Genomic DNA, 23,519 nt, shown 5'->3' on the forward strand with positions numbered 1-23,519 from the left:
GTGTATATTGTATATATTGTATATATACAGTTATGGGGGAGGACGTTAATGAAAATACTTTTGAAAAATAGTAGTGAAAGACCGATTTATGAGCAAATTAAACAACAAATAAAAGAAAATATTTTAAAAGGCTACGTTGTTCCTGGAGAACATTTACCATCCATGAGAGAGTTAGCATTAGATTTAAGTGTGAGTGTGATTACCACAAAACGTGCTTATGAAGATTTGGAAAAGGATGGTTTTGTTTTTACTATTAGAGGTAAAGGTACATTTGTAAAAGAACAAGATAGTTCAATATTAAAAGAAAAACAGTTTATAGTCATAGAGTCTTTAGCTAAATCGATGAGTAAAGAAGCTAAGACAATAGGGATGTCATTGTCTGAATTACAAGAGATCCTTACTTTAATCTATGAGGAGGACGAAGAATGAATGTTATAGAATTGAAAAATGTTCATTATCAACATAAAGCATTTCAATTGAACGATATTACTTTTCGTGTACCTCAAGGTTTTGTAACGGGATTTATTGGTGCTAATGGCGCAGGAAAAACAACTATCATTAGGTTGATTATGGATTTAATTGAACCTCATGATGGTGATATATTCATTTTTAATCAAAAAATGAAAAATAATGCTGTAGCTATTAAAGATAAAATTGGTTTTGTTTATTCAGAATTATATCTTAATGATAAATGGACAATTAAAAAAATTGAAAATTATATTGCTCCTTTTTATAGCCGTTGGGACCATGAGATCTTTAAGTATTACATTGAAAAGTTTGGTTTATCTTTTAATAAAAAAATTAAAACTTTTTCAACTGGTATGAAGATGAAATTATCTATAGCGATTGCGTTTAGCCATCAAGCTGAATTATTTATATTTGATGAGCCAACTTCTGGGTTAGACCCAATTATTAGAAATGAAGTTTTAGATATAATACAAAAAGAATTAATTGACGAAAGAAAAACCGTTTTTATATCCACACATATCATTTCAGATTTAGAGAAAATCGCGGATTACTTAGTTTACATTAAAGATGGCCACATCGCTTTAGGTGATTTTTTAGATAATATTTTAAAGCAATTTCAAATTGTTAAAGGTGATCCTCAACAAATTGATGAAGAGTTAGTTCAACTCACATATTATTTTGAAAGAAATAAAACAGGATATACTGCTTTAACCACACAAGCCAATGTATTTTATGAAATATTCGGGAATTCTGTTACAATTACTACTCCTACAATTGAAGATTTAATGGTTTATCTCGAAAAAGGGACCCGAAATAATGAGTACGATCGTTATGAAAACGAATAATACGGGAGGTCTAAGATGAAAAATTTACTTATTCGAAATCTTAAGTTGCGTAAATGGACAATTGCTATTTATACCGTTTTACTCGTTGCGTCTCCATTGCAGCTTGTGTTGGACTATCATACCAATTTAGCTAAAGTATTATACTCTACACTTGGAATGATTTTAGTAGCCATTTCAGTGTTAGATTCTGGTCATGTCTTTCGATTTAATAGTAAATTAGGACATAAACATGCATATCATTTTTTTGCCAGTTTGCCAGTTTCTAAACTGTCTTTACTTAATGCCAACTATCTCACAGTAATTATTTTCACTTTAATTGGTGCCGGTATTTTATCTTTATATGGTGCAACAAATAATGATTTTTCAAAGGATGCAATTAATATTAATTTCACATTGCCTTTCTCATATATTGCAATTAATTTATTTGCAATCCCAATAGGGTTTAAGAAATACACTGAACAAAAGTCAGAATATATTTCTTTCATTCCTTATATATTAGGTATGCTGATTTTTATTCCGTTTTTAATTGCGATAATGATTATTGGATATTCCTTATTATTCAATTATAATTTTGAACATTTTAAGTATTTTAAAGATAGCTTTAACTATGGCTTTTTAGCTCTAAGCATTATATTTTTTGTGATAAATTATATAATTCAATATAGAAAATTAACTTAATTTTAAAGGAGGCGTACTATGCAATTAAAAGAAATTACGAAAACGTATGGTAGCAATAATGTATTAGACCATATTGATTTTGACTTCGGTCATAGTCAAATTGTAGGTTTAATAGGAAAAAATGGTGTAGGTAAAACAACACTGATGAAGGTCATGAATGGCAATATTGTTAATTACAAAGGAGAGGTACAATTAAGTAATAAAGAAAATATAGGCTACTTAATTGAACATCCGAAATTATACGATAATAAGTCTGGCTTATATAATTTGAAACTGTTCGCTAATGTGTTAGGCAAAGGCTTCGATAAAAAGTACGCTGACCAAATCATTGATGCTTTTGGAATGCGCAATTATATAAAAAAGAAAATAAAAAAATATTCAATGGGTATGAAACAAAAGTTAGCAATTGCAGTTTCTTTGATGAATAAGCCTAAATATTTGATCTTAGATGAACCAACAAATGGTATGGATCCGGATGGTTCTATAGATGTTTTAACAACTATTCAATCACTCGTACAAGAACTAGATATGAAAATATTAATCTCTAGTCATAAACTTGAAGACATCGAATTAATTTGTGATAGAGCTGTATTCTTACGGGATGGTACCTTTGTACAAGATGTAGATATGAAAGAAGGCGCACCCACTGATTCTACAGTGTTACATCTTGAATTAGAAGATTTTGATGAAGGGTTAGCTTACTTAAATGAACATTTTGATGTTTTACAGTCACAAAAAGAGAGTGGAGAAATTATATTGAAAGCACAAAAAAATTATAGAAATATCCTCAAAGGACTGGCTAGTAAATCAATATTCCCTAAATATATTGAGACACGTAAAAGTTCTTTACGTGATACTTACTTTAATATAAATCAGAAAGGCGGCCAATAATGAATAGCATTCAACTTGTAAAATATGACTTGATTAGTATTTTTAAAAGTCCATTGACTTATTTAGCGTTACTATTGACTATTTTGCCAATGATTGGATTTACAATTCTATTTGTTCAACAATCTGACGAAATGAATGGAAATACATTACTTGCGATAGGTAGTTGGTTCTTTTCAATTATGGGCTTGCTTTTTGTAATTAAAACCATTACACGCGATATATCTCAAGGAACAATACAATTGTATATGAATAAGACATCGAGCCGTGTAGGTTATGTTATTGCAAAAGTAATTTCTATTATATTAATAGCAATATTAATAACAGCGATACTTGTGATTTTCATTTTAATTGTTCAAGGTATTGTAGACGGTGAAAATGTTAAAACTGAAAAAATCTTTGAATTACTTTGGTTTTTCTTAATGTTTCATCTATTCTTTGGTTTATTATTATATTTATTTGCGCTAATCGTACCTAAAACAGCGCTTATCTTTACTTTGGGTATTTTCTTAGTATTAATTGTGCCGTTTGCGGAACCATTTTTACCAATGATTCCAAAAATTGGAGACAATATTCAAGATGCATTAAAATATATCCCATTTAGTTATTTAACATCGAAAACAACTACTGGGGATTATACGTTTTCTAATTGGCAATGGTTTATAACATCAGCTTCTATTGTTATTTTATTTATCATCAACTTGTTCTATGCATCTAAGAAAGATATTTAATATAAATAACCGAAATTAAAATTTTTTTAAAAGACGTATGAATTGCGGTTATATTAGCGCAATCCATACGTCTTTAGTTATTTAGTAATCAATTTATCTAAAATTGAGTCGTAGACATATTTCCACATTTGTGAATCTGTTTTGTAACGATTGGAGATAATTGCATGTGTTTCTGCAGCTTTATCGTCAAACGTTGGGTCATCTTTTGCAGGTAGCTTTGAGCGTGTTTCATCAACAAAGTTCTGTGCGTGTCTAGAACGAGGTCCCCAAACAGTTTGTTGTTCAAATTCATCGTTAAGAAAAACAAAAATTGGAATGGATCTAGCTGTACCGTTCGTTAAGTATTGATCTATTAAATCTGTGTTTTCATCACGGTGAAATACTCTCACTTCAAAATGAAGTGCTTCACTTATATGTTTCAAAATAGGAAGATTCATCATGGCATCTCCACACCAATCTTCCGTGATAACAAGCACCTTGCTATAAGGTAGTGATTTAATTTTTTCAAGACGTTCATCATCTTGAGGAATTGAGAATGAATTATAAATAGATAGTACATTTTCTTGGTTTTCAGTCATATCCTCAATGTATTGATCAAGCGGTTGACTGTTTTTGAAATAAGTTTCTAAACTTGTCATTGTTTTTCCCCCTTTAATTTATTAGGTATTATTATAGCAACAATTGTTAGTGAAAGAAAATTTTTAATACTCAGAAAAATGATAAGTTTCATCATATGTTTTAAATGAAAATACTATCTGAGTATGCTATATTGTTTACGTATAATGGAGTGTGTAAGCTACTTTGAAACGACGTAAAACTTTGGTATTTATTATTTTTTTATTAATGGCCGCAATGGTTTGGATGCTAATTAATTATTTAAAAAATGAACAAACTACAAATTTATCATGTTTAACGATTAATCAAAATAAGGTTAATTCTCAGATTGATATTCGTAATTATATTAAAAATGATGATGTGATGTTAAAAAAATATCAAATTTATTATACAAAATCACAGCCAGACTTGATTTATAAAGTTGATAAAAGTAATGATACGGTTAAATCAATGACTTTAATAAGTGATCAGAGCATCAATACGAATTTCAACACCTCAATTAACAATCGTATACAAAATGTAAAAAACTATCTGGGTAAAAATTTTATTGAGAAAAAATTGCGTAATGGATTTAAGGCTACTATTTATGTGGATAAAGATAATCAAATAAAATTATCTCTCATTCATAAAGATAATAAAATAAAAAAATTGAAATCAATAAGAAGTAACTTTAAAAATGACATTCCATTTAGGTATGTTATTTTTTGAATTGCAATAGAATTTGGTTCAATTTTACGAATTGAATGGTGGTAGATAACTTGGATAAAATCACTTTTTTAAATGCTCTAGAACAAGAATTACATAATCTACCTCGTAATGAGCGAGACAAGATCATGTATGAGTATGAACAATATTTTTTTGAACAAGAAAGTGACGGTAAAAATGAGTATCAAATTATTGGCGCGTTAGAATCCCCAAAGCAAATCGGTAAAGAGATTATGGTAAAAAATGCAATCGTTTCTGCAGAATATAGACCAAATGCTAAAAATATTGTCAAAGCTATTATGGCATCCCTTGGTATGGGGATTCTTTCGTTAGTTATTATTTTGTTACCAATGGTGGTATTGGCTGTATTTATGTTTGGTTTATTGCTTGTGGCTTTTTTCTTAACAATCAGCCCCATATTATTAATTATTCACGGATTACTAAATCATATGATGAGCCTTGCAATTAGTAATTATTTTTTTGCTTTTTCTTTTACAGGATTAGGTATCGTGTTGTTTGTGATTATTGCTAAGTTGAGCCAGCTTGTTTATCGCTTGATTTTAAAATACCTAAGATGGAATATCCGAACAATTAAAGGAAGTGCAGATCTATGAAGCGATTATTTATAGGCGGACTAGGGCTGTTTATCATTTGTTTCCTAATAGGAAGTATTGCCTGGTTCGGTTTTGAAAAGCAAAATGAAAAATTGAACACTGTTAATAAGGTGTTGAATACGAATGATATTAAAAATTTAGATGTATTGACTGAAAATTGTAAAGTCTTAATTAAATCAGGTGGCCAAACTTCGATAAAATATAAAGGTAAAAGAAATATTGACATAAAAGAAGTGGATAATACTTTAAAGGTAAAAGAAACTAAGGAGTTAGAAAACCACTACGGTTTAAATTTCAACCCCTTTAGACAGTTTGACGATCATTTAATAATCACCTTACCTAAAGAAAAATTAAATAAACTTAAGTTGTCAAGTAGTTATAATTCTATTAACATTAAGAATTTAAATATAAAATCAGCTGAAATATCTAAAAATAATAAAAATGGTGGTAAAGTAAATATAGACAAAACTAAATTTGAAAAATTATTATATAAAGGTGTAAACTCACAAATAAAGCTCGATGACAGTGAAGTTATAAATGCTGATATTAAAACTGAAAATGCAAGAATATTAAGTGAAAACTCGTTAATTCAGAAATCTGTACTGTTAGCCAATCACAGTAATATATATTTATCAGATATAGATGTTAATTCAAATTTTAAAGCATCTACGAAAAAGGGTGATATTAATATTAGTTATAAACAAGCACCTAATAATATATTATTAAAATTATACCCTGTTCATGGTACAACAAATATCAATAATAGTCGTTTTGTGAACGATAGAGTAGGAAACGGAGACAATATTCTAGAGTTATATACAAATGACGGAGATATTAATATCGATTAATAATTTAAAGAGGCTTAGGGATTGAAATGCTCCCTCTAAAGTAGACACTAAAAAAGTGAAAACTTTAGAGGGAGATATTTTTATATGGAATACTTAGTAAGTTGCAAATGTTAAATCGGTGTCTAGGTGACCTGCAATAGTGTAGGTAGACAACGTATCGCCTTTAAGCCATTTTGCAAAATCTATTTTCGTAGGAAAGCTATTTTGACCTATTCCAATCTGTGCAGTTAAAGATTGTGGTTCATACATACTTGTATGTATAGTGCCAGACCAGCTTCTGAACAATTTACTGTATATTTGGTACTGTGGATCATTAAATAGTTGAAAAGCGTCTGCTTTATTTAAGTTTGTTGGTTTATGATTGACCAGTCGTTTTAAACGTTCTTCGGATTCTTTTGTGTAATTTCTATTTTCATGCGTTAAAAGTTTGAAATGGTTCGTGCAAGTAGAATCATAGCGCACATCAATTGAACGCGGTGTAACTTCTACAATAGCAGACGCGAGTTGCTTATCCATGACAATATAACTAAAAGAACTTCTATGTGGTATTTCCTTTAAAAGTTGAATTGCCTCTGACACATTTTTACAATACTGTAAAATGAGTCTGCCTATCATATAACAAACAAAGCCATCGCCAGGATGTTTACGATGCATAAAGTTGTAACCCATAGCTAGACCGGCCTCGTTCATACCATCCATTCTCCCAGTTATACGAGATGTTGGGCCAATCTGCGCTAGCCCGCCATCATTTGGTTGAAATAGTAAATAACGACCGTCATATGTAGCAGGGTGATAATCGTAATTGCGTACCATATAATCTTCACCTAAGAATACAGTACAGCCGCTATTTTTTAACGGGGTAAAACGATAATGTCCAAAATTAAGTATCATTTGGTTAGTAGGAAGATTTAAAACTTCTTGCATCCCTTTTATCTCTTCCCAAATTTGAGGGGCATAAGTTTGAAAAACATCGTAAGTCTCTTTGATATGGATATCAAAACGAGGCATACGTTTTTTCCATTCGCTTTCTCTATTTTTAAGCATGGGCGTTTGTTGCATCCATTCGGCGGTTTTTACGCCTAAATCAAAGTGGGACCCACGATGTGTTAAAATATCTGATTGTATATTTTGCATTTCTAAACTCCTATATTAAAGTGTAATCTTACAAAAATGTCACTTCATTGTAATCTCACGTTAATTGTATTATGTTACTTCGACAGTTATGATAAGGATAACTTTTAAAACTAAATTTGTATGTTAGTTGAATGAGGTGATGAGTATGTTAAATTATTATGGAAAATTAAGAGATGCTATATCAACTTGGTGGGGTAATTAACATCTACAATTATTTTATAGTAGTATAATGTCAACTTCAAATAGTAGTGAGTATATTCGTGTCGATTGTTTTAACAGATTTAGATTTAATAATAATTTATTTTATGTCTTGAATATGGAATATTACATTAAAAATATTTAGAATAGTATATTTGGAAATGGGTATATATTTATTGATGTAGTTAAATGTGCTATCATAAATATTAGACATGTTAATAAATTATTGAGGTGAAACAGAATGTGGAATTTTATTAAAGGTTTATTTAAATTTGTATTTGGTACAATCCTTACTGTATCATTAGCAGCAGGCATCGGTGCTGTAGTATTTGCTTATATTTTCAAAAAAGATTTTGAAGATATCGAAAGTAAAACAAAAGAAATTGTTTCAGATATTGAATCAAATAATTAATTTACTAATAGAACACCCTAGAGTGTTCTATTTTTTTGTCTGAAATACTGATAAACAATCAAGGCTATGTATGATACAAATGTTAGATGACTGGTATTAAATGTCACTGCATAAATCTTTTAATCTTTAAAGAGGTTACTGCTTATGAAGGCCGACAGTTATTATGCAAACGCTCTAGTTCTTGTATGATTTTTCCTAAACTTCTTTACTTAAGGAAGAAAAAATTAAAAAGACAACATAGTTTCCTTTCTGACTTCCATATACAGTATGAATGTCTACATATTCAAAACGTTCAACGAAGTTGTTAATGCTTATCTGATTGAAGGAATTAAGCAATTTATAGGTTCAATCTATGTGAAGTAAAGTTAATGCCTAGTGTCGTGCGAGATTTGCATGATATCAAATAAAGACAATTTAACGATTTCGTTATTATGACATGCATGACCTTTTAACGTCATATGAACCATATCTATATTTTTAATTTTCAGGATGGTATGTTCTAACCAACCATCTTGGTAATATTCTATGTGGATAAGTGTATTTTTATGTAAAGCATAGTGTAATTGACTATTGAGTTCATTTAATTGATCGTCTGATAAAATAGGGCGGTCAATTTTATTTTGATCTACGATATGCTGTTGTATAGCTTCAAATTGCTCAGGTAATGTAGCGAACGGGGCCCATTTAACCATACCACGCCCTTGTGGGATATTAGGGTTTAGTTTTTCTCTTGGAATTTTTCTGTAATCTGTTTCTTTATTATTGTATTTATCTGAATGCATCAAATCACCTCAATATCATAATAGAACATTTGTTCGTGTTTGTGCAAGTTATTTTTCAAAAATTTATAAATCTATTGTCAAAAGTAGGTAATAGTTAAATTTTCATTGAAAGTGGTATCATAAGTATGACAATGTTTTTCAACTAATGGAGACGGTTAAAGAAATGTTTAAAATGTATCATGGAAAATGATAGGATGACATAAGCATTTGGTTTAATAAGCAAGGTGAGTTTTTATGAAGAAACATTATTTAAACGATGTATATGTATGTTTATCAATAAAAAACATTATATTGTCTTTTATTCGTAATATTTATTAAAATGAAAGTATCATAATATGGAGGGGTTTACATGACAACAATAGGATATATTGGTTCATATACAAAAAAAGAAGGTAAGGGCGTCTACCGCTTTGAATTAGATGAACAAACGGGGACGATTACTGAAGTGGAAACGGGTTATGAATTAGAAGCGTCGACATATGTAAATCAACATGACGCTTTTTTATATGCTGTAACACGAGAAGGGGAAGATTGTGGCATTGCAAGTCTTAAAATAGGAGAAGATGGCAAACTCAGTCTTATCAATAAATGTTTAGCTTCCACAAAAGGTAGCGGATGTTATGTTTCAGTATCGCCAGATGGTAAATATGTTTTTGAAGCGGTTTATGGTGCAGGGCTTGCTCGTATCTATGAAGCAAATCCAATTACGGGTGAAGTGGTTCGTTTAATCCAAGAATTAGCACATGATTATCCTACAGGTCCTCTAGAAAGACAAGAGCAACCTCATGTTCATTATTTAGATACCACACCAGATGAACAGTATGTTGTAGCAATGGATTTAGGTACTGATAAGCTTATAACATATGAATTTGGTGAAGAAGGTTATAGCGAATATGCCGTATTTGACTTTGAACCAGGTGATGGACCAAGACATATTACATTTCATGAAAATGGTGAAATTGCTTATGTAGTTCATGAATTATCTAATGTTGTAAGTGTTATGCAGTACAAGAATGGTGAATTTTCGGAAATTGAACGCCATGCAACGATTCCTGAAAATTTTGAAGGTGCTACAAAGTTAGCTGCGGTAAGATTATCTCATGATCAAAACTTCCTATATATTAGTAATAGAGGACATGACAGTATCGCAATTTTTAAAATAGGAGATAACGGAGCCACAATTTCCTTAGTAGACATAGTGGGTAGTGGAGGAGCATTTCCCCGCGATTTTAATATTACTGAGACAGATGATTTCTTAGTTTGTGCACACCAAGAAGATGGTTATGAGCTAACTGTATTTAAACGAGATAAAGTGACTGGAAAATTAGAAAAATCTGATGGTCAATACACTGCACCAGAAGGTGTTTGTGTTCAGTTTTTACAATAATAAAAATATAAAAGTCCGAAAGCTAAATTTTAGTTTTCGGACTTTTATATTTTAATATTATTTATTGAAAAAGGCTTTAATATACTTGAATTTCCCTTTATAAGGTGGGAAAAGTAAGCTTGATTCAAGCCGTGTAGATTTAAAAATATATGATTTATCATGGCTAAATGTATCGAAAGTATACTTACCGTGATATTTTCCTATACCAGAAGCACCAACACCACCAAATGGTAAGTTTGGGTTTGCTAAATGCATTAAAGTATCGTTTATTGCGCCTCCACCAAAGGATAGTTCGTTTAAGACACGTTCTGAACTGTTTTCATCTTCGCTAAATAAATAAAGACTGAGCGGTTTAGGTTTAGTGCGTATTAAATCAATAGCTTCGTTAAAATCGTCATAAGTTATAATTGGCAATAATGGACCGAAAATTTCATCATCCATAATTTTTGAATTGATGGTAATGCCGTCTAAAATAGTAGGTGCAATATAATTTTCATCAGCATCTGTTTGACCGCCAAAACTTATTTCAGGTTTATGGATATTTAACAATTCACTTAAACGGTTAAAATGCTTCTCGTTTACAATACGGCCATAATCTGGGCTTTCCTGTATATTTTCTCCATAAAATTCAGTGATTGTTTTTGTTAACGCGCTAATGAGCTCATTTTTGACCTTACGATTTACAAGTAAGTAATCCGGTGCAACACAAGTTTGGCCTGCATTCGTAAATTTACCAAAGCTAATACGTTCACTTGCCACTTTGATATTAGCACTTTCGTCAATGATGGCCGGGGATTTTCCGCCGAGTTCTAAAGTAACAGGTGTTAAATGTTCACTTGCTGCCTTATAAACAATGTGGCCAACTTGTTCACTACCAGTAAAGAAAATATAGTCAAAAGGTAATTGAAGTAAAGATTGTGTAGTTTCAGCGTTTCCCTGAATAATACTAATATACTCAGGGGCAAATGCATCTGTAATTATTTTCTCTATTATTTCTGATACGTTTGGTGTGTATTCAGAAGGTTTGAGTATAACAGTATTACCAGCTGCAATAGCACCAATTAATGGTTCTATGAGCAATTGGAAAGGGTAGTTGAAAGGACCGATAATTAAGACTGTGCCATAAGGTTCCTTCATAATATAGCTTTTAGTAGGAAACATATATAATGGCGTATTTACTTGTTTGGTTTTTGACCAATTTTTAAGTTCTTTACGAGCTAATTTAATACTTTTTAATGTATAACCAATTTCTGTTGCATATGTTTCTACTTTGTTTTTACCTAAATCTTTTTGAAAAGCTTCAAGTAATTCATTTTCATAGTTTTTAATACTTTTGCTTAACTGTTTAAGTTGTTTTTTTCTAAATTTAAGAGATTTAGTCTCATGAGTATTAAAATATTGTTTACTATTGTGGAAAGTTTGTTCTATTAAATTCAAATATTATTCCTCCTAGTATATTGGCGATTTAGATAGCTCAAAATAGTTGATAAAAAACTGGAACATAACAATTATGTCCCAGTTTTGCTGTTTAGTAAAATATTTAAGTTTTCAATTTAACATAGTTATTTAAAATTATTGTGTTGAACTAACTCAAAGCTTCCGTGATTTGTGGTACAACTTGTTTTTTACGTGATACAACACCTGGAAGGAAAGCGGTATTGTTTTCAAGTTGAACATTAAACGCAGAACCTACTTTATCTTTCTCTGCACCAACAACTAGAATTTTAGAGTCACTATTGATTATATCAGTTACAAGTAATACAAAAAGATCATACTTTTCATTTGTACTAACTTCTAACATTTCTTTTTCTAATTCTTCTTGGCGTTCAAATACTTCGTTAATGTCTACAGTGTTAACTTGTCCAATACGTGTAATATAGTCACCCATGTTAAATGATTTTGCGTCCATATTTAATAGTTCAGTTGCAGTTTTATCAGTTGTAGAGGCTCCAGCTTTTAACATCTCTAAACCATACGCTTCTAAATCAACATTAGCAATTGATTTTAATGCTTCCGCAGCTTCAATATCTTCTTGTGTGCAAGTAGGAGACTTAAATAATAAGCTGTCTGAAATAATAGCAGAAATCATTAAACCAGCGATTTCTGGTTTGATTTCAAATCCACGTTCTTTATACATTTTGTATAAAATTGTTGCAGTACAACCTACTGGCTCAGCACGGTAGTATAAAGGTGCTGCAGTTTCAAAGTTAGAAATTCTGTGGTGGTCGACTACATGTTTGATTGATGCTTTATCGATTGTATCAGCACTTTGTTGGAATTCATTATGGTCCACTAAAATGACGTTTTGATCATTTAAGTCATCGCTTAATAATGCTGGCGTTGAAACTTTAAACTGATCTAATGCGTATTGTGTTTCAGGACCTATTTCACCTAATCGAAAAGGTGTTGCCTCTGCATTTCCTGTTTGTTGTTCAAAGTCTGCCATAATAATCGCTGATGAAATTGCATCTGTATCTGGATTTTTATGCCCGAAAATATAAGTTTTTGCCATGTTTAAATTCTCCTTATTTTATATTTAGTTATATTTTATCATGATTTTGTATTGTTATTCTACTTCAGCACCTAGAGAATTTTTAAAGTGGTCTAAAGCCCATTGATGGCCCGTTGGATTAAACGACGCCACGCCTTTATGAGAGATTGAAATAGAATATCCTAAATTATATGCAGTAATAGCAGTATGGAGTACGCAAATGTCGGTACACACACCGACAATTTCTAAATGTGTAATGTTTCTTTCGCGTAACATAATATCTAATGGCGTACCACAAAAAGAATCATAACGTGTTTTATCTAAATAATGTACATGATCGTTAAACAGGATATTTTGATAAATATCATTTACTTTGCCATAAAGTTCTCTTCCTGTAGTATCTATTATATTATGAGGAGGGAAAAGTTTGTTTTCTGGATGATACGTATTTTCTTCATAATGTAAATCCATAAGGAAAAAAATATTAGCTTGTTTATTGTTATAAGCTTCAATTCTTTCGATAATATAATTTTCAATTTGTTGACCAGGAAGGCCACAAGTTAATTTACCATTATCAGCCACAAAATCATTTGAATAGTCGACAATGATAAGTGCGCTATTTTTCATATTATGTAACACTCCCAAAATTTTAGATTACAGCCATTATATCTTAAGTAGGTAAATCAATAAAGATGCAAATAAAGCGTTTAAGAAACTTTGTATTAGTTTATTATAGAGTATGAAATTGAGAAGGAAGGTGGATTAATGCGGATTAATGCTAAACAATTTGGTTTGAAAGGAAAGGACAAACGAGCAGATACACGTGCAATGCAAAAAGCATTAAAATATGCTAAAAAACACAAACATACTACAATCTATGTCCCTAAAGGGGAGTATCATATACATAGACCACTGGTAATATATGATTCCACGACCTTAATACTGGATGATGAAGCGGTATTAAAAAGAGTAGGTAAAGATACATTATTGAAAAATGGAAACTGGTTAAAATCTTATTATGGATATGATGGTAATGGGCATATACATATTGCTGGAGGTACATTTGATATGAATGGGTATCAATATCCGTATAACAATACTGCAATGTGTATGGGGCACGCAGAAGATATTCAAATCATAAACGTCACATTTAAAGATGTGGTTGGGGGTCACGCACTTGATGCATGTGGAATCAACGGTTTATATATCAATAGATGTCAATTCCTAGGATTTAATGATAATAATGGTACACGCCCATTTTCTGAAGCGGTACAACTAGATATCCAAGTAAAAGGCGCTTTTCCTAAGTTTGGCGCTACTGATGGGACAATAACTAAAAATGTAGTGATTGAAAATTGCTATTTTGGAGGTTCTAAAACGCCTCATATGGATGCATGGAACAGGGCGATTGGCTCTCATGCAAGCAGGTATAATCAATTTTACGAAAATATTCATATTCGATTTAATACGTTTGAAGGCATGAACCAATACGCGCTCACACCTTTAAAATCTAAAGATATATTTGTGCATCATAATGTATTTAAAAATTGCGTGGGCGGTTTACGTTTTTTAGCAGTCAAAGATGGCAAAAATGCACAAGATCTCAAAGGGAATGTAAGGCCGACGCAAGCAGGAAAGAATTTATATATTTATCGTAACCAATTTTTGGGTTATATGGCTAAAGATGCAATTCGTATCCAAAGTTACAATAATATAAAGCACAATCGTGTTTTAATCGCTCAAAATGATTTTGGTTATAGCTCTCAAACCTTATATTTGAAAGATATACAGAACTTGCATCTTTTAAGTCAAGGAAATATAAAAATTAAAAAAGTGAATGTGAAATCAATTTAAACGTCGCTTAGTTTCACATTTCTGAGTTAAAACATTAATATATAATATTGAAATCTAATTAGAATTATATTATGTTATAGAGTGATAATTTAAGAAAATTCAGAAAACATCTGAAATAAGGGGGAACATTATGAGTGATAAAAGCAAAGGGGAAATGAGGCGTTCTCAGTATTTAACTTTCTTTTCTAAAGACAAAGAAAAGAAACCGTATAATGCAGGGCAATTTGTAGGTTTAATTTTAGGACCGCTACTATTTATTTTAACATTATTGATTTTTCAGCCTGAAAATTTATCAAATAAAGGTGTTTTCGTGCTTGCTATTACAATTTGGATTGCTATTTGGTGGATTACTGAAGCAATACCGATAGCAGCAACTAGTTTATTGCCACTCGTTTTATTACCTGTTGGTCATGTGCTCAGTCCAGAAGAAGTATCTGCTCAATATGGCAACGATATTATATTCTTATTCTTAGGTGGATTTATTTTAGCAATCGCTATGGAAAGATGGAATTTACATACACGTGTAGCTTTAACAATTATTAGTATTTTAGGCACAAGCACAGGGAAAATATTGTTAGGATTTATGATTGCAACGGGCTTTTTATCTATGTTTGTTTCAAATACAGCAGCGGTTATGATTATGATTCCAATTGGCTTGGCAATTATTAAAGAGGCTAATGAGTTAAAAGGTGAACAAATGAATGCCACGAGCATTAGTAAATTCGAACAATCTATGGTGTTAGCTATTGGTTATGCGGGTACGATAGGTGGTTTAGGTACACTTATTGGGACACCGCCACTCATTATTTTAAAAGGGCAATATCAATCAGCTTTTGGTGAAGAAATCAGTTTTGCTAAATGGATGATAATTGGTGTGCCAACCGTTATTATATTACTTGTTTTAGTGTGGCTATATTTGCGCTATGTCGCTTTCAAACATGATATGAAAGAATTACCAGGCGGTCAAAATTTAATTAGAAAAAAACTAGATGAATTAGGTAAAATGAAATATGAAGAAAAAGTAGTTCAAGCTGTTTTTATTTTAGCCAGCTTATTATGGATCAGCAGAGAGTTTTTATTGAAAAATTGGTCGCTTACTTCAGAAGTAGCGGACGGTACGATTGCAATGTTTATTGCTGTTTTGTTATTTTTGATACCTGCTAAAAATAAAGAACAACATACCCGAATTATTGATTGGAATGTTGCTAAGGATTTGCCGTGGGGCGTGTTAATTCTCTTTGGCGGTGGTTTAGCACTTGCTAAGGGTATTTCTGAAAGTGGCTTAGCGAAATGGTTAGGCGAGCAATTAAAGCTAATCGAAGGTGTGAGCCCGTTAATTATAGTGCTTGTGATTACAATATTTGTGCTGTTTTTAACAGAAATTACTTCCAATACTGCGACTGCAACTATGATTTTACCAATACTTGCTACATTGTCTGTCGCTGTAAATGTGCATCCACTATTACTGATGGTCCCAGCAGCGATGGCAGCTAACTGTGCGTACATGCTGCCAGTTGGAACACCGCCAAACGCAATTGTCTTCGGTACTGGAAAAATCAGTATTAAAAAAATGGCATCAGTTGGTTTTTGGGTCAACATATTAAGTATTGTTATTATCGTGTTAGTTGTTTATTTCTTAGTGCCTCCAGTATTAGGTATAGATGTAACCAAACCATTACCATTAAAATAAATCGCATTTTTATAAAATAACGGTGTTACGCTAACCTAACAAAAAGAGACCCAGTGGGGTCTCTTTTTTTATGCAAAAGTATTTTAGTTTAAGAGAATTACATAAGCTAAAAATGATGTATAAGTGCTACTAATTTAAAAAGTAGGTGTACATGCCTAAGGCACCGTTTTTGTGTCTCGGTCTTCCTTTATAGGAGCTATTTTGTATTAAGTGTGCCCTAATTTATTAAATGATCCAATCACAGTGACTTGAAAGTCTAATGTATTTAAGATTTTGATCACTTTTGATAAATCTTCAGTTAATCCAGTATCTGCTTGTACAAAAAAGTGGTACATACCTAATTGTGTTTTTAAAGGTCTGGATTCAATCCAAGATAAGTTGATATTGAAAAGGACAAACGTGTTTAAAATACTCGCCAACAAACCTGGTTTATCATATTGTGGTGTGATTAATAGCATGGTATCACTGGCGTTATCTAAATGTTGTGGTTGATTGCTGACTACTAAGAAACGCGTGACATTATGAGGAAAATCTTGAATATTTTGTTCAATAGGTTGAAAACCGTAAGTCTCTCCGCTACCTAAAGGCGCTATAGCGCCAACATGATTAGTGATTTTTTCTAAACTCTGTATTGTGCTATCTACATAATCATATGTGAAATCGTGTTGTTGAATATATTTGCTAGTTTGACTAATTGCAGGTCCTATGGAATACACTTTAGAAATATCGTTTACTGTAGCATTTTCTAATCCATATAAAGCAAATTGAATATCTAAATGAATTTCTCCTTGAGCATAAATATTTTGTTGTGTTAAGGCGTCAGCAACAATGTTTATAGTGCCTTCAATTGAGTTTTCTATTGGTACTACAGCGATACTATTATCATCTTCTGATACAGAAGCAACCACTTCATATAAATTTGATTTTGAAACATATTCAATTTCTGAATCAGATTTATATTTTTGTGCAGCTAAATATGAAAAAGTACCTTTTGGTCCTAAATAATATAATTTCATTTGACGTTACCCCTTATTAAGATATGTGTAATTTTAAAGTGTTAATGGAAGGGACAGCCTGTAGTAGATGATTGTTTTTTGTAAAAGAAGTTAGGATCTCTTATCTCATTTTTATATCCATGATGATAATTAGATACAAGTGTAGGAGATAATGGGGGCGCCAACCAAGACCATTTACCAGTAACTATTCTTCCATGTTTTTGTTCATTTTTTTCAAATCTTTCAAATTGTTTTGACGCAGTTAAATGATCAACCATTGAAACACCTTCGTTTTTAAATGAATGATATACTGCATAATTCAATTCGACTAATGTTCTGTCTTTATTGAAAGAATTATTCTTTAGTGTATCAAATTCAAATGCTTCTGCAATAGTTTCTAATAAATTATATCGATATGAATCCGTAAAGTTACGCACGGCAATTTCATTTACCATATACCAACCATTAAATGGGGCAGTCGGATATGTCACACCCCCAATTTTCAAGTCCATACTAGATATGATAGGGACTGCATACCATTTTAAACCAAGTTCTTTTAATTTTGGAAACTGCTCATGAGTGATAGGTACTTCTTTAATTAACTCAGGATTATAATTATGAAACTTTAATTTGTCTCCAGGCATTTGATAAATTAATGGTAAAATATCAAAATGAGTATGTTTGCTCTCCCATCCTAGATATTCCGCTAATTGTGTAACTTTCCTTTCAGCTGGATCGCCAACATCTTCATATCCAGCATATCTTATAAGTTGATTATTAAAAATTTGGGGTGGATGATGAGATGAAAAAATTGTAATATATGGCTTTATTTTACCTTTATTTGTAGCAATTTGAATATGGCTTTCAATTGTGTCAATAAATTCATTTTCAGTTTGGATGTGCCTTGCATCATTTACTGTTAAAGCGTCCCAAAAAGCACGGCCAATACAACGATTGGAATTTCTCCAAGCCATTTTAGCACCATAAATAAGTTCTTCATTTGTATGTTCATACGTGCCTGTGGCATTAATTTGTTTCTCAATTTGATAAATGCGTTTTGATATACTATCTTCATTATAATTTAGTTCTCTATACATCGTTTTAACAAAAGATTTAGCTTCGTTTAACATATAAACACCTCATAACATATTATACGGTATTTTGTATATTTTTAATCCTTACTAAAATAATTGTCACTATTTTGTCGCTACTATTTGAAAAAATGTAAAAACTATCATTATGAATAACTAATGATTTATAAATGTAAATACCCCTACAAAAACGTTGTATTTATATACACATATATATTTGTTTCAGATATAAACGATTATTATTTTGTGTTAAACTAATGAAAAAGCCGATTGGAGAGATAGCGGTGTACCAATTTGAAGATGATACATTTGTATTACACAATGATTTATATCAAATAAATATGGCAGAAAGTTATTGGAATGATGGCATTCACGAACGTTATGCTATATTTGATTTATATTTTAGAAGTATGCCATTTAATAGTGGTTACGCGGTTTTTAATGGGTTAAAACGTGTTATTGATTATATCGAAAAATTTCATTTTTCAAATTCAGATATTGAATATTTGAAATCCATTGGTTATCAAGAAGATTTTTTGGGATATTTAAAAGATTTAAAATTTACTGGTAATATTCGTTCTATGCAAGAAGGCGAGTTGTGTTTCGGTAATGAACCTTTATTAAGAGTTGAAGCGCCTTTAATCCAAGCGCAATTAATCGAAACAATGTTATTAAATATTGTAAATTTTCACACGCTCATCACTACAAAAGCTAGTAGAATTAAACAAGTAGCGCCCAATGACAATTTGATGGAATTTGGGACAAGACGTGCACAAGAAGCAGATGCAGCTTTATGGGGCGCAAGAGCTGCATATATTGGAGGATTCAATTCAACAAGTAATGTACGTGCCGGAAAACTATTTGGTATTCCAGTCTCAGGGACACACGCACACGCCATGGTTCAAACTTATGGAGATGAATATATAGCGTTTAAAAAATATGCAGAACGTCACAAAGATTGTGTATTTTTAGTTGATACTTACCATACGTTAAAATCAGGTGTGCCAACAGCAATTAAAGTTGCTAAAGAATTAGGTGATAAAATTAATTTTGTCGGCATTCGTTTGGACTCCGGAGACATAGCATATTTATCGAAAGAAGCACGTCGTATGCTAGACGAAGCTGGTTTCCCTGATGCTAAAATTATCGCTTCGAATGATCTAGATGAGCAGACAATTACGAGTTTAAAATCTCAAGGTGCAAAGGTTGATTCATGGGGAGTAGGGACAAAACTAATCACAGGTTATGATCAACCTGCTTTAGGCGCTGTTTATAAGTTGGTAGCAGTTGAGGATAGTTCTGGATCATATGTAGACCGTATAAAATTATCTAATAACGCAGAAAAAGTAACTACACCTGGTAAGAAAAATGTATATCGTATTATTAATAAAAAGACAAATAAAGCTGAAGGCGATTATATTACACTGGCTCATGAAGATCCTTATAACGAGTCGTCACTTAAATTATTCCATCCTGTTCACACTTATAAGATGAAATTTATAAAATCTTTTATAGCAAAAGCATTACACCATGATATTTTCAAAGATGGTAAATTAGTATACGATTTACCAAGTGAAAAAGAAGCACAAGCTTATTTAACGGAAAGCCTATCTTACTTATGGGATGAAAATAAACGTCACCTTAACCCACAAGAGTATCCAGTTGATTTAAGTACTGAATGTTGGGAAAATAAACATAAACGTATATTTGAAGTGGCAGAACAGGTTAAGGAGATGGAGGAAGAAAATGAGTGAAATTCAAGATATTATTGTTAGAGAAATGAAAGTGAAGCCTACAATTGATAGCAAGATAGAAACACGTCAAATCATTCAGTTTGTAAAAAACTACGTTCAATCTCACTCTTTTATCACATCCTTGGTGTTAGGTATATCAGGCGGACAAGATTCAACTTTAGCTGGTAAATTGTGCCAAATTGCAGTTAATGAATTAAAAGAGAAAGATATCGATTGTCGATTTATTGCGGTCAAATTGCCCTATGGCGAACAAAGTGACGCGGACGAAGTGGAAGATGCTTTGGAATTTATACAGCCTGATGAAATATTCACTGTGAATATTAAACCTGCAGTGGATCAAAGTGTTCAATCGTTAAAAAATGCAGACATTATATTAACAGATTTTCAAAAGGGAAACGAAAAAGCGCGTGAACGTATGAAAGTACAATTTTCAATTGCTTCCAATACACAAGGTATTGTAGTAGGTACTGACCATTCAGCTGAAAATTTAACAGGCTTCTTTACTAAATACGGTGATGGGGCAGCAGATATAGCGCCTCTGTTTGGTTTGAATAAGCGTCAAGGCCGTCAAATACTCGCATATTTGGGCGCTCCCTCACATCTATATGAAAAAGTACCAACTGCTGATTTAGAAGAAAATAAACCACAAGTGCCAGATGAAGATGCATTAGGTGTTAGTTATAATCATATTGATGACTATTTGGAAGGAAAGCCTGTTCCAAGCGAAGTTAAATCAATCATCGAAAGTCATTATATTAAAAATGCACATAAAAGAGAATTAGCATATACAAGATATACATGGCCAAAAAACCAAACAAATTTCGAATAATTTTAGTGACAAAATAGTAACTTACTGATAAAATAATTTGAATTTAATGTGACAGAAAGGAAAATGGACATGTCAGTGATAACATCTAATCCATGGTTAATGGTTTTAGCAATTTTTATTATTAATGTTGCATATGTGACATGCTTAACAATGAGAACGATATTAACACTTAAAGGTTATCGCTATGTTGCAGCAGTAGTAAGTTTCCTAGAAGTCTTAGTATATGTTATTGGTTTAGGTATGGTTATGTCTAGTTTAGACCAAATTCAGAATGTCTTTGCATATGCTTTTGGGTTCTCAATTGGTATCATAGTAGGAATGAAAATTGAAGAAAAATTAGCACTGGGCTATACAGTAGTTAATGTAACATCTTCTGAACATGAGTTAGATTTACCAAAACAATTGAGAGATTTAGGTTATGGTGTCACGCACAATACTGCATATGGCCGAGATGGCGCAAGGTTAATTTTGCAAATTTTAACCCCGAGACGTTTTGAATTAAAACTGATTGAAACAATCAAGCAAATAGACGAAAAAGCCTTTATTATCGCATACGAGCCAAGAACAATCCACGGTGGTTTCTGGGTTAAAGGCGTTCGAAGTAAAAAACTCAAACAATATGATCCAGATAAAGTGGAAAGTATATGAAGAAACAACAAAAATTCAAGGTTGGCGAAAACGAAACTATTCAAGATTGTTTAAAACGTATGCGAGACGCTGGTTATATGCCTGTTAAGCGCTTTGAAAAACCAATTTACAAAGAAAATAAAAATGGTACTTATGAAGTATATAGACAGGAAATTCAATTTGTTGGAAAATTGCAAGAATAAATGCTTGAAGGAGGCTGGGACATCAATATATGTTCCAGCCTTAAATATGCTATGAATAGTGCATAGCTTATTTGAAAGCCCTTTAAATTAAGTTTATTAATCCCAGACAATATAAGGAAGACAAGATAATGCATTTTAATGAAAATGGATTTTAATCCTATCCATTATTTTTATGAAACATGTTAAAATTTCTTAAAGAAGGAAGAAAAGGCTTATACATTTAAAGCTAATTCTGTTAAACTAATAGTGAAAAGAACAAACACGAACTTTAATCGTAAAATATTGTTAAATGTACATGTTTTGGAGTTTGTGCACTAAAACTTACGTAAGATAGGAGCTTATTTCAATGATAGAACGTTATTCTAGAGAAGAAATGTCTAATATATGGACGGATCAAAATCGTTATGAAGCATGGTTAGAGGTAGAAATACTAGCGTGTGAAGCTTGGAGTAAATTAGGTGATATACCTGCTGAAGATGTAAAAAAAATTCGCCAAAATGCGAAGGTTGACGTTAACCGTGCAAAAGAAATTGAAGAAGAAACACGTCATGATGTCGTTGCATTTACAAGACAAGTATCTGAAACATTAGGGGAAGAACGTAAGTGGGTTCACTATGGTTTAACGTCAACAGACGTAGTTGACACTGCGTTAAGTTATGTAATTAAACAAGCGAACGATATTATTGAAAAAGATTTAGAAAGATTTATTGAAGTATTAGCGCAAAAAGCCAAAGACTATAAATATACATTAATGATGGGACGCACACATGGCGTACACGCTGAACCGACGACATTTGGTGTAAAAATGGCTTTATGGTATACAGAAATGAAACGTAATTTAGAGCGCTTCAAACGCGTCAGAGAAGAAATCGAAGTAGGTAAAATGAGTGGTGCAGTAGGAACGTTTGCAAATATCCCACCAGAAATCGAAGCATATGTCTGTGAACATTTAGGTTTAGATGCGGCGCCAGTTTCAACACAAACATTACAACGAGACCGCCATGCATACTATATTGCTACATTAGCCTTAATCAGCACTTCTATGGAAAAATTCGCGGTAGAAATACGTAATTTACAAAAAACTGAAACACGAGAAGTAGAAGAAGCATTTGCCAAAGGACAAAAAGGTTCATCAGCGATGCCTCATAAACGTAACCCAATTGGTTCAGAAAATATTACAGGCATCGCACGTGTTATCAGAGGATATGTAACCACTGCATACGAAAATGTAGCATTATGGCATGAAAGAGATATTTCTCATTCATCAGCAGAACGCATCATGTTGCCAGATGTTACGATAGCGTTAGATTATGGATTAAACAGATTTACAAATATTGTAGAAAGACTTACTGTGTTTGAAGACAATATGTTAACAAATATTGATAAAACATACGGCCTTATCTATTCGCAGCGTGTATTATTAGCCTTAATCAATAAAGGGTTAGCACGCGAAGTAGCTTATGATAAAGTACAGCCAAAAGCGATGACATCTTGGGAAACTAAAACACCATTTAGAACATTGATTGAAAATGACTCATCCATTACTGAGTTATTAAGCTCTGAGGAATTAGATGAATGTTTTAATCCTAAACATCATTTAAATCAAGTAGACACTATTTTTAGCCGTGCAGGTTTAGAATGATTGAAATTTTCAAATGAAATGGTTACACTTTAATGTAT

Annotated in this window: 25 protein-coding genes; 17 read left to right on the forward strand and 8 right to left on the reverse strand. The window is 31.8% G+C overall.

What is annotated here, in order from left to right:
* Positions 1 to 48: 48 nt before the first annotated feature.
* From pmtR to pmtD, 5 genes are read left to right on the forward strand one after another with little or no spacing between them, the layout of a single operon-like run.
* Positions 49 to 429, forward strand: coding sequence for a PSM export ABC transporter transcriptional regulator PmtR (gene pmtR, locus KA894_RS00180; RefSeq protein ID WP_096808866.1), 381 nt, complete (start codon positions 49 to 51; stop codon positions 427 to 429).
* Positions 426 to 1,313 (forward strand): phenol-soluble modulin export ABC transporter ATP-binding protein PmtA, encoded by an 888-nt coding sequence (gene pmtA, locus KA894_RS00185; RefSeq protein ID WP_115342069.1) that lies wholly within the window; start codon positions 426 to 428, stop codon positions 1,311 to 1,313. Before pmtR ends, pmtA begins: the two co-directional genes overlap by 4 nt.
* 15 nt (positions 1,314 to 1,328) lie before the next feature.
* Positions 1,329 to 1,991, forward strand: coding sequence for a phenol-soluble modulin export ABC transporter permease subunit PmtB (gene pmtB / locus KA894_RS00190; protein ID WP_096808868.1), 663 nt, complete (start codon positions 1,329 to 1,331; stop codon positions 1,989 to 1,991).
* Between the two features lie 18 nt (positions 1,992 to 2,009).
* A complete protein-coding gene (pmtC, locus tag KA894_RS00195; protein ID WP_103373597.1) occupies positions 2,010 to 2,882 on the forward strand; it encodes a phenol-soluble modulin export ABC transporter ATP-binding protein PmtC in 873 nt (290 codons plus the stop codon).
* Complete coding sequence (gene pmtD, locus KA894_RS00200) at positions 2,882 to 3,610, forward strand: phenol-soluble modulin export ABC transporter permease subunit PmtD (RefSeq protein ID WP_096808870.1); 729 nt, start codon at positions 2,882 to 2,884, stop codon at positions 3,608 to 3,610. The genes pmtC and pmtD overlap by 1 nt, the downstream gene beginning before the upstream one ends.
* A 77-nt stretch (positions 3,611 to 3,687) precedes the next feature.
* Here the strand turns inward: pmtD and KA894_RS00205 are convergent, their stop codons facing one another.
* Entirely contained in the window at positions 3,688 to 4,248 is a 561-nt protein-coding gene (locus tag KA894_RS00205; RefSeq protein WP_103373598.1) for a thioredoxin family protein, read from the reverse strand.
* A 163-nt stretch (positions 4,249 to 4,411) separates the two neighbouring features.
* Here KA894_RS00205 and KA894_RS00210 point away from each other — a divergent pair, with 163 nt between their 5' ends.
* From KA894_RS00210 to KA894_RS00220, 3 genes are read left to right on the forward strand one after another with little or no spacing between them, the layout of a single operon-like run.
* Positions 4,412 to 4,933 carry a hypothetical protein gene (locus tag KA894_RS00210; RefSeq protein WP_115342070.1) on the forward strand — a complete coding sequence of 174 codons (522 nt, stop codon included), beginning with the start codon at positions 4,412 to 4,414 and terminating at the stop codon, positions 4,931 to 4,933.
* 50 nt (positions 4,934 to 4,983) lie between these two features.
* On the forward strand, positions 4,984 to 5,544 hold the full coding sequence (locus KA894_RS00215) for an HAAS signaling domain-containing protein (protein WP_096808873.1): 561 nt from the start codon (positions 4,984 to 4,986) through the stop codon (positions 5,542 to 5,544).
* A complete protein-coding gene (locus KA894_RS00220; RefSeq protein ID WP_103373734.1) occupies positions 5,541 to 6,392 on the forward strand; it encodes a DUF4097 family beta strand repeat-containing protein in 852 nt (283 codons plus the stop codon). The genes KA894_RS00215 and KA894_RS00220 overlap by 4 nt, the downstream gene beginning before the upstream one ends.
* A gap of 93 nt (positions 6,393 to 6,485) precedes the next feature.
* Here the strand turns inward: KA894_RS00220 and KA894_RS00225 are convergent, their stop codons facing one another.
* Positions 6,486 to 7,526 carry a C45 family autoproteolytic acyltransferase/hydrolase gene (locus KA894_RS00225; RefSeq protein ID WP_103373735.1) on the reverse strand — a complete coding sequence of 347 codons (1,041 nt, stop codon included), beginning with the start codon at positions 7,524 to 7,526 and terminating at the stop codon, positions 6,486 to 6,488.
* Between the two features lie 439 nt (positions 7,527 to 7,965).
* Here KA894_RS00225 and KA894_RS00230 point away from each other — a divergent pair, with 439 nt between their 5' ends.
* Positions 7,966 to 8,136, forward strand: coding sequence for a hypothetical protein (locus KA894_RS00230; protein WP_017723456.1), 171 nt, complete (start codon positions 7,966 to 7,968; stop codon positions 8,134 to 8,136).
* Between the two features lie 365 nt (positions 8,137 to 8,501).
* Here KA894_RS00230 and KA894_RS00235 read toward each other — a convergent pair whose 3' ends face one another.
* The gene (locus tag KA894_RS00235; protein WP_096808876.1) at positions 8,502 to 8,918 is read right to left on the reverse strand and encodes a YolD-like family protein; all 417 of its coding nucleotides are present in this window, start codon (positions 8,916 to 8,918) and stop codon (positions 8,502 to 8,504) included.
* 349 nt (positions 8,919 to 9,267) lie between these two features.
* Here KA894_RS00235 and pglS point away from each other — a divergent pair, with 349 nt between their 5' ends.
* Entirely contained in the window at positions 9,268 to 10,305 is a 1,038-nt protein-coding gene (pglS, locus tag KA894_RS00240) for a 6-phosphogluconolactonase (protein ID WP_107644471.1), read from the forward strand.
* Positions 10,306 to 10,362: 57 nt separating this feature from the next.
* Here the strand turns inward: pglS and KA894_RS00245 are convergent, their stop codons facing one another.
* From KA894_RS00245 to KA894_RS00255, 3 genes are all read right to left on the reverse strand, one after another.
* A complete protein-coding gene (locus KA894_RS00245) occupies positions 10,363 to 11,742 on the reverse strand; it encodes an aldehyde dehydrogenase (protein WP_115342071.1) in 1,380 nt (459 codons plus the stop codon).
* A 148-nt stretch (positions 11,743 to 11,890) separates the two neighbouring features.
* Positions 11,891 to 12,817, reverse strand: a complete 927-nt coding sequence (locus tag KA894_RS00250) for a manganese-dependent inorganic pyrophosphatase (protein WP_096808879.1) — start codon at positions 12,815 to 12,817, stop codon at positions 11,891 to 11,893.
* A gap of 54 nt (positions 12,818 to 12,871) precedes the next feature.
* Positions 12,872 to 13,423: a cysteine hydrolase family protein gene (locus KA894_RS00255; RefSeq protein ID WP_096808880.1), complete on the reverse strand. Its 552-nt coding sequence runs from the start codon at positions 13,421 to 13,423 to the stop codon at positions 12,872 to 12,874.
* A 138-nt stretch (positions 13,424 to 13,561) separates the two neighbouring features.
* Here KA894_RS00255 and KA894_RS00260 point away from each other — a divergent pair, with 138 nt between their 5' ends.
* A complete protein-coding gene (locus KA894_RS00260) occupies positions 13,562 to 14,650 on the forward strand; it encodes a glycosyl hydrolase family 28-related protein (RefSeq protein ID WP_096808881.1) in 1,089 nt (362 codons plus the stop codon).
* A gap of 130 nt (positions 14,651 to 14,780) precedes the next feature.
* Positions 14,781 to 16,340 carry an SLC13 family permease gene (locus tag KA894_RS00265; protein ID WP_096808882.1) on the forward strand — a complete coding sequence of 520 codons (1,560 nt, stop codon included), beginning with the start codon at positions 14,781 to 14,783 and terminating at the stop codon, positions 16,338 to 16,340.
* Between the two features lie 206 nt (positions 16,341 to 16,546).
* On the opposite strand, the gene KA894_RS00270 is transcribed toward KA894_RS00265, so the two are convergent.
* Together KA894_RS00270 and KA894_RS00275 are read right to left on the reverse strand one after the other, a co-directional pair.
* Positions 16,547 to 17,356 carry a prephenate dehydratase gene (locus KA894_RS00270; protein WP_115342072.1) on the reverse strand — a complete coding sequence of 270 codons (810 nt, stop codon included), beginning with the start codon at positions 17,354 to 17,356 and terminating at the stop codon, positions 16,547 to 16,549.
* 41 nt (positions 17,357 to 17,397) lie between these two features.
* Positions 17,398 to 18,465 (reverse strand): nitric oxide synthase oxygenase, encoded by a 1,068-nt coding sequence (locus KA894_RS00275; protein ID WP_103372602.1) that lies wholly within the window; start codon positions 18,463 to 18,465, stop codon positions 17,398 to 17,400.
* Positions 18,466 to 18,710: 245 nt separating this feature from the next.
* Between KA894_RS00275 and KA894_RS00280 the strand changes: the two genes are divergently transcribed.
* From KA894_RS00280 to purB, 5 genes are all read left to right on the forward strand, one after another.
* Entirely contained in the window at positions 18,711 to 20,180 is a 1,470-nt protein-coding gene (locus tag KA894_RS00280) for a nicotinate phosphoribosyltransferase (protein ID WP_115342073.1), read from the forward strand.
* Positions 20,173 to 21,009 (forward strand): ammonia-dependent NAD(+) synthetase, encoded by an 837-nt coding sequence (gene nadE / locus KA894_RS00285; RefSeq protein WP_115342074.1) that lies wholly within the window; start codon positions 20,173 to 20,175, stop codon positions 21,007 to 21,009. The genes KA894_RS00280 and nadE overlap by 8 nt, the downstream gene beginning before the upstream one ends.
* A gap of 69 nt (positions 21,010 to 21,078) precedes the next feature.
* Positions 21,079 to 21,657, forward strand: a complete 579-nt coding sequence (locus tag KA894_RS00290; RefSeq protein ID WP_096808887.1) for a DUF2179 domain-containing protein — start codon at positions 21,079 to 21,081, stop codon at positions 21,655 to 21,657.
* A complete protein-coding gene (locus KA894_RS00295; RefSeq protein WP_103372601.1) occupies positions 21,654 to 21,839 on the forward strand; it encodes an NETI motif-containing protein in 186 nt (61 codons plus the stop codon). Before KA894_RS00290 ends, KA894_RS00295 begins: the two co-directional genes overlap by 4 nt.
* 346 nt (positions 21,840 to 22,185) lie before the next feature.
* Positions 22,186 to 23,481, forward strand: a complete 1,296-nt coding sequence (gene purB, locus KA894_RS00300; protein ID WP_096808889.1) for an adenylosuccinate lyase — start codon at positions 22,186 to 22,188, stop codon at positions 23,479 to 23,481.
* Positions 23,482 to 23,519 lie beyond the last annotated feature (38 nt).

The sequence above is a fragment of the Staphylococcus sp. GDY8P131P genome, assembly GCF_017891975.1.
In the GTDB taxonomy this organism is placed as follows: Bacteria; Bacillota; Bacilli; order Staphylococcales; family Staphylococcaceae; genus Staphylococcus; species Staphylococcus nepalensis.